Origin of the sequence: Bradyrhizobium erythrophlei (assembly GCF_042430365.1) — a bacterium.
Taxonomy (GTDB): domain Bacteria; phylum Pseudomonadota; class Alphaproteobacteria; order Rhizobiales; family Xanthobacteraceae; genus Bradyrhizobium; species Bradyrhizobium erythrophlei.
In genome coordinates this window covers 1-6892 of sequence record NZ_JBHMET010000115.1, presented here as the reverse complement: position 1 = coordinate 6892, position 6892 = coordinate 1, and the positions used below count along the sequence as shown (strand labels likewise).

3 protein-coding genes are annotated in these 6892 nt (G+C 60.8%); 2 read left to right on the top strand and 1 reads right to left on the bottom strand.

Annotation, left to right across the window (positions count from 1 at the left end):
* Positions 1 to 219 precede the first annotated feature (219 nt).
* Together ACFFWD_RS18120 and ACFFWD_RS18115 are read left to right on the top strand one after the other, a co-directional pair.
* Positions 220 to 1947: an adenylate/guanylate cyclase domain-containing protein gene (locus ACFFWD_RS18120; protein ID WP_376967492.1), complete on the top strand. Its 1728-nt coding sequence runs from the start codon at positions 220 to 222 to the stop codon at positions 1945 to 1947.
* A 270-nt stretch (positions 1948 to 2217) separates the two neighbouring features.
* A complete protein-coding gene (locus tag ACFFWD_RS18115) occupies positions 2218 to 5595 on the top strand; it encodes an ATP-binding protein (protein ID WP_376967490.1) in 3378 nt (1125 codons plus the stop codon).
* A gap of 191 nt (positions 5596 to 5786) precedes the next feature.
* Here the strand turns inward: ACFFWD_RS18115 and ACFFWD_RS18110 are convergent, their stop codons facing one another.
* Entirely contained in the window at positions 5787 to 6620 is an 834-nt protein-coding gene (locus tag ACFFWD_RS18110) for an outer membrane protein (protein ID WP_376967488.1), read from the bottom strand.
* Positions 6621 to 6892 lie beyond the last annotated feature (272 nt).

Genomic DNA, 6892 nt, shown 5'->3' with positions numbered 1-6892 from the left:
CGTTGCAACATCGAGGGTGAGTCGCCTCATTTTGTGGAGGGGACATACAGTCTAGCGGACATAGCGTCGCTTCCTCTGTCCTGGCTGGGGCACCTGTGCGACAATCACAATACCTATCTGTGGGAGGCCATAGTAATATGGTTTCCGATGCTCTGAGCCACGGTACTTGTCGCCTCGGGGCGCACGGTTGCCCACAGAGCGCCGCCTCGGAGGTTAGGGTTGCCCACGGAACGCCGCCTCGCCGCACTCTTGAGCGCCGATGTAGTCGGCTACTCCCGTCTGATGAGCACGGACGAGGCGGGAACGCTTCAGACGCTGAAAAGCTATGAGGCGCGCGTAATCGATCCGACGATCACGCGGAACAAGGGCCGTATCGTAAAGCGCATGGGCGATGGCTATCTAGCCGAGTTCGCCAGCGTGGTTGACGCAGTGGAATGCGCAATCGAGTGGCAGCGGCACCAGGTGGCCGAAGGTGAACAGCGGTTGACCTTTCGCATTGGCGTGCATGTCGGCGACATCATCGTCGTTGGAGCAGATATTTATGGCGATGGCGTCAACATTTCCGCCCGGCTGGAGGCATTGGCCGAACCTGGCTGCGTCGTGCTCTCCGAAGATGCTTACCGACAGGTGCGCGACCGAGTAGCGGCGCAGTTCCATGACTTGGGTGAGCACAAGGTAAAGAACATTCCGCGCGCTCTGCGAGTCTGGGAGTGGCGCGGCGTGATGCCTGTGCCAAGCCGACTGCGGAATGTCAGCTTGCCGCCGGTCGAAGTTCCCTCAATCGTAATTCTACCGTTTCGGAATCTTACGGGCGATCCGGCCAACGACTACCTCGCCGACGGTTTTCGCATGGATATTCAGAACGCTTTAGTAAAGGTTTCGGGCCTGTTCATCATTGCGTCAGGCAGCGCATATGCGTTCCGGGGCGTTAGCGCTGAGGAGACGGGTTCCACGCTCAACGTTGGATATGCGCTGCAAGGGAGCATCAGGGCAGCTGGGAAGCGGATTCGTGTGTCGGCTGAACTAACCGAAGCGGCGTCTGGGCGCATTGTTTGGAGTGACCAATTCGACCGCACGCTCGACGATTCGTTCGACCTGCAGGATGAAGTTACCCAGCGTATTCTTGAGGCGATGGAGGTCAAACTCATTCAAGGTGAACAGGCGAGGGTCTGGCACAAGACGCTCAAGGACCTGAGGGCCCTGGAAGCATTCTACAAAGGCGTGCACGCCTTCTATCAGATGAACCGCGAGGACATGCAGCGCGCCCGCCAGTACTTCGAGAGGGTGGCGGAGATCCGTCCGAACGTAGCTGTTGGTGCAACATGGGTCGCGATGACACACTGGTTTGACCTGCAGCGGGGCTGGAGCGATCTGCCGGAGAAATCCAAGGGGCTTGCGCGGCACTGGGCCGAAATCGCTGCGTCAATGCCAGACGCCGACGGACAGGCTCACTCTGCCCTCAGCTACCTCTACCTTCTGGAGCGGCGGTTCGACGAAGCGCTGGCTGCCGGCCGTTGTGCCGTCGCCAACAGGCCGACTTGCGCCTATGCCAACTGTTTCTATGGCAATGTCTTGCACTATTGCGGCGAGTACGAGCGCGCCATCCACCACATTAAGCTCGCGATCCGCACCCAGCCGCTTCATCCACCATTCTACCTTCATATGCTCGCAGGCGCGTACAGGGCGGGGCGGGACTTCAAAGCTGCGCTACTTGCCTCCAAGCAAGCGCTGGAGCTGAGCTCGGGAGATGTTGCGAGCCAGGTCATTCTTGCAAGCGCATACGTGGGGCTTGGAATGCCGGATATGGCTCGTGAAGCGGCCGCCGATATCCAACGTATCGAACCTTCATTTTCCGTGACCCGCTTTATGGGAGGCCAGCCTTATCGGGATGCCGGCGCTGTAACTCAGTACGCGTCGGAGCTTCGGTCGGCCGGACTGCCGGCGTAGCAATGCCCAGTCTGGTATGAAGTGAGGTCTGCTGATGCGGGCACCGCTTAACGCGAGAACATCGTCGGCGCGAACGCCAGCTTGTGGCCCATCGCGACATTTCCCTGCGTTGCAGAATTTGGTCGCTATCGGGGCATGGCGGACATGGTCGGGCTTGTTGCTGGCGCGACCCGGTCGCGAATGACCCGAACCGGTCATTCAAACCGCGGCCCTAGACATGCTGTCTCCCCTGGTGGATCATGCGTCGGTAGGCGAGCCAGGGGCGTCGCCATGGACGTCGGAGGTTGGCTGCGGAGGCTTGGCCTCGAACAGTATGAGGCCTCATTCCGCGAGAATAAGATCGACGACACGGTCCTGCCGAGGTTGACGGCAGAGGACTTGAAGGATCTTGGTGTCGGATTTGTCGGGGATCGCCGCAAGCTGCTCGACGCCATCGCCGCCTTGCGCGCCGAAGCGAGCGCACCAACGCCGCTATCCGACGCGCCTCTGGCAACCGACAAAGCCGCCCAGGACACCGCCGAGCGCCGTCAAGTTACAGTGATGTTCTCGGACCTTGTCGGCTCGACGGCGCTATCGGCGCGTATGGACCCTGAAGATTTGCGAGAAGTTATCTCCGCCTATCAGAAGTCCGTCGCAGAGACCGTGCGCCGTTTTGGCGCGTTCGTGGCGAAATACATGGGCGACGGCGTGCTGGTGTATTTCGGCTACCCTCAGGCTCACGAGGACGATGCCGAGCGAGCCGTGCGCGCTGGGCTGGAGCTGATCGGTGTCGTCAGTGCGCTCAGGCCGAACGCTCCCCTGCAAACCCGTGTCGGCATTGCAACCGGATTGGTAGTGGTCGGCGACCTGGTCGGATCGGGTGCTTCTCAGGAGCAGGCAATCGTTGGCGAAACGCCAAACCTGGCGGCGCGCCTGCAAGGGATCGCCGAGCCAAACATGGTGGTCATCGCCGAGGGAACGCGAAAACTTCTCGGCAATCTGTTCGAGCTTGAGGATCTCGGCGCCAAGGACCTCAAGGGCATCGCCGAGCCGGTGCGGACCTGGGCGGCGCTCCGGGCGAGTTCGGTGGAAGGCCGCTTCGAGGCGCTGCACACGACCGGTCTGACCGCGCTGGTCGGGCGCGAAGAAGAACTCGAATTGCTGCTGCGGCGTTGGTCGAAGGCAAAGAGTGGTGAAGGCCAGGTGGTGCTGCTCTCCGGCGAGGCAGGTATCGGGAAGTCGCGGCTCACGGCCGCGCTTCTGGAACGCCTCTCCGGCGAACCGCACACGCGCTTGCGCTATTTCTGTTCGCCGCAGCACACCGACAGTGCGCTCTATCCGATCATTGGCCAGATGGATCGTGCCGCAGGATTTGCTCACGACGACACTCCGCAAGCAAAGCTCGACAAACTCGATGCGGTTCTCGCACAGACCTCGACCTCGACGGAGGATGCCGCACTCTTCGCCGAGATGCTGTCACTGCCGAGTGACGGGCGCTATCGCGCGCTTGAGCTGACCCCGGAGCAACGCAGGCAAAGCACGCTGGAAGCACTGACCTCGCAACTCGCGGGGTTGGCCCGCCGGCAACCGGTGCTGATGATTTTCGAGGATGCGCATTGGACCGACCCCACGAGCCTTGAAGTGTTTGGTCGGATCGTGGACCGGATCAAAATCCTTCCGGTACTGCTGATCGTCACGTTCCGGCCCGAGTTCGACGCGCCGTGGGTGGGACAGTCGCATGTGACGAGCCTGACGCTCAACCGGCTTGGGGAGCGTGAAGCGGCCGCCATTATCGCACACCTGATTGGGAACAAGGCGCTGCCGGCGGATGTGCTGGCGGAGATCATCGAGCGCACCGACGGCATTCCCCTGTTCGTGGAGGAGATGACGAAGGCGGTGCTGGAGGCGGAGAGCGAGGAAGCGGCCCGGCACACGGTTGCGGTAGTTCCATCCTCGGCCTTTGGGGTGCCGGCAAGCTTGCACGCCTCGCTGATGGCGCGGCTCGACCGGCTCGGCTCGGCCAAGGAGGTGGCGCAGATCGGGGCGGCGATCGGGCGGGAGTTCTCGCATGCCGTGCTGGCGTCGGTGGCGCGGAAATCCGAGGCGGAGCTGGGCTCGGCGCTCGACCGTCTCATTCAGACAGGCTTGCTGTCCCGCCAGCGCATGCCGCCGCAGGCGAGCTACCTGTTCAAGCATGCGCTGGTACAGGATGCAGCCTATGGCACTTTGCTGCGCGCGCCGAGACGCGCGCTTCACGCACGGATCGCCGAAGCCATCGAAAGCCAGTTCGCCGAGACTGCCGAGAGCCGGCCGGAGATCCTGGCGCATCACTGCACCGAGGCCGGCCTGATCGAGAAGGCCGCGGGTCTGTGGGGCAAGGCGGGACAGCGGTCGCTCGATCGCTCGGCGCTCGCCGAAGCCGCGGCCCAATTCACGCGGGCGCTGGAGCAGATCGCGACCTTGCCCGGCACGCCGGCGCTGCGTCACCAGCAGATCAAGCTTCAGGTTGCGCTCATCACCCCGCTCATCCATCTCAAGGGCCACGCCGCCGCTGAAACCAAGGCGGCTGCGGAGCAGGCCCGCTTGCTGATCGAGCACGCTGAAGCTCTGGGCGAGACCCTCGAAGATCCGCTGCTGTTGTTCTCGGTCCTATTCGCCTTCTGGGTAGCGAACGTTGTGGCATTCAATGGCGACGTGATGCGCGAGTTCGCGGCGCAGTTCCTGGCGCTTGCAGAGAAGCACGGAGGGACCGTTCCACTTATCGTAGGACATCGCGTCATGGGAACTTCCTTGCTATATACTGGAGAAATCGCGGCCGGCCGGGGGCACTTGGACCGGGCAATCGCGCTTTACAATCCGGCCGAGCATCGTTCGCTGGCGACGCGACTAGCCCAAGATGCGGGGGTGGCAGCCTTATCCTATCGGTCGTGGGCTCTGTGGTTGCTTGGCTATCCTGACGCCGCGCTTAGAGACACTGATAACGCGCTTAAGGAGGCGCGAGAGATGGGTCAAGCCGCCGAGCTGATGACGGCTTTAAACCGTATCGCGGTATCAAACATCATCTTTCGCAATTGCGTCGCGGCAACCGCACAGGCCCGAGAGGTTTTCGCTCTGGCCGAAGAAAGGGGTTCCCCGTTCTGGAAGGCCTGGGGAATGATGAACGAGGGTAGCGTACTGGCCTTGACTGGCAGGGCTTCGGACGCAATCGAAATGTTGATCTCCGGGATTGCTGCCCTTCGGACAACGGGAACAACTTGGTTGTTGCCAGTCTATTTGACCCATTTGGCACGCGCCCATGCGGACCTCGGCCATTTCGACGACGCTTGGCGCTGCATTGGCGATGCGATAACAGCAGTGGAAACAACCAAGGAAAAATGGTGGGAGGCCGAAGTTCATCGCGTGGCCGGCGAAATTGCATTGAAGTCCCCGGAGCCGGATGTGGCGAAAGCGCAAGCCTGTTTCGAGCGAGCGCTCGCGGTTGCACTTGCGCAGCAGGCTAAGTCCTGGGAGCTTCGCGCGGCGACGAGCCTGGCGCGCCTCTTGCGTGACCAGGGGAAGCGACAGCAAGCTCGCGAACTGCTCGCGCCGATCTACGACTGGTTCACCGAGGGCTTTGACACGCTCGATCTGAGGGAGGCCAAGGCGCTGCTCGCCGAGCTGCATGACTGACAACGAGTTTTGATGCCCCGAATTTGTTGCAGCGCATGAGTCCGTTCCTGGCCCCAACCGGACCAACCGGGCCGGTCTCATGACGTCCGTTGATTGGGGGTAGACCGGAAGTGGCTGGCAGAGGGTCGAAACGGCGCTTTTGACCCACAGCAGAAGCGGCGCGATGCAAAGTGCGGGTCGCGCTCTCTGCTTCAGAATTTGAAATTGATGCCGCCTCTGACGACATTGTAGACGTTATGGGAAGTGACAGCGATCGAAGTCGGGGTCGAGCCCGCAAACGATTGCGATTGCGGATGAACCGTCTGGTCTCCCAGGTCGATATAGAGATATTCGGCCTTCAGAGTGACGTTTTTCCAGATGGCGTATTCCAGTCCGCCGCCGACCGTCCAGCCAACTGACGTTTGCGAACCGGAGCCGGCGGTGCAAGTGCCGCCCACGCAGAACAAGGTCGAGCCATCCGGCTGACGACCTTGGAAATACACCCCAGGGTTCGTCAAATTCGTCGTCGTCTCACTGACTTTTGTGCCGCCGTAGGCGAGACCGCCAGTCGCAAATATCAGCAGGTTCTCGGTGGGAAGGAATCCTAGCCGACCACGAACAGTACCGAACCAATCGAGGCTGTTTCCGAATCTATGATTGATCGTGTCTCCAAATGCAGCCGTAGTGGTTATTGAGGAGGTGCCCGTCAGATTCGCCCAATCGATGTCTGCTTCGAGACCCGCCACCCATTTGGGGTCCATCTGCCAGTTGTAGCCGAGCTGAGCTCCGGCAACTCCGCCGGAGACATTCACGGAGCCGCCTTGCACGTTATGAGATCGAATGAACAGTGCGGCGGCCTGACTGTCTGGAGCTACACTGAAAGAAGGATCACCCCAGCCGTAACCGCCGTTCAAGCCTGCATAGAAGCCGGTCCAGCTGTAAGCAGGTGCCACGACGACCGGCGGAGCCTTCACTGCCATGTCGGCTGCCTCGGCGCTGGCTGCACCGAAAACAACAACAGCTCCAACTGCCAAAAACTTCCTCATGGAAAGGGCTCCCCAGCACCAAAGTCAAAATGAATAATTCGAACCACTTACTTATTGCGAAACGATCAGAAATTGTATGTAGCCCTTTGGCAACAGTCGGAACGAAAAAGCAATATGGATCAGAAGACCCTGAGATTAGAAAATACACCCGAGCCAAATAGAAAGAGGCCCCGAAAGGGGCCTCAGATTTTCGTGCTGTCGAGCCTCTCAGCGTCTAGCAGTCTGCTGAAAAACCCAGAAATTGAAGCATTGCTGTGTGTTTGGGCAGGTGG

What these genes read in the sequence shown, in the direction of transcription:
- ACFFWD_RS18115 (WP_376967490.1), top strand. Translation starts at nt 2,218, where the DNA reads ATGGACGTCGGAGGTTGGCTGCGGAGGCTTGGCCTCGAACAGTATGAG.
- ACFFWD_RS18110 (WP_376967488.1), bottom strand. Translation starts at nt 6,620, where the DNA reads ATGAGGAAGTTTTTGGCAGTTGGAGCTGTTGTTGTTTTCGGTGCAGCC.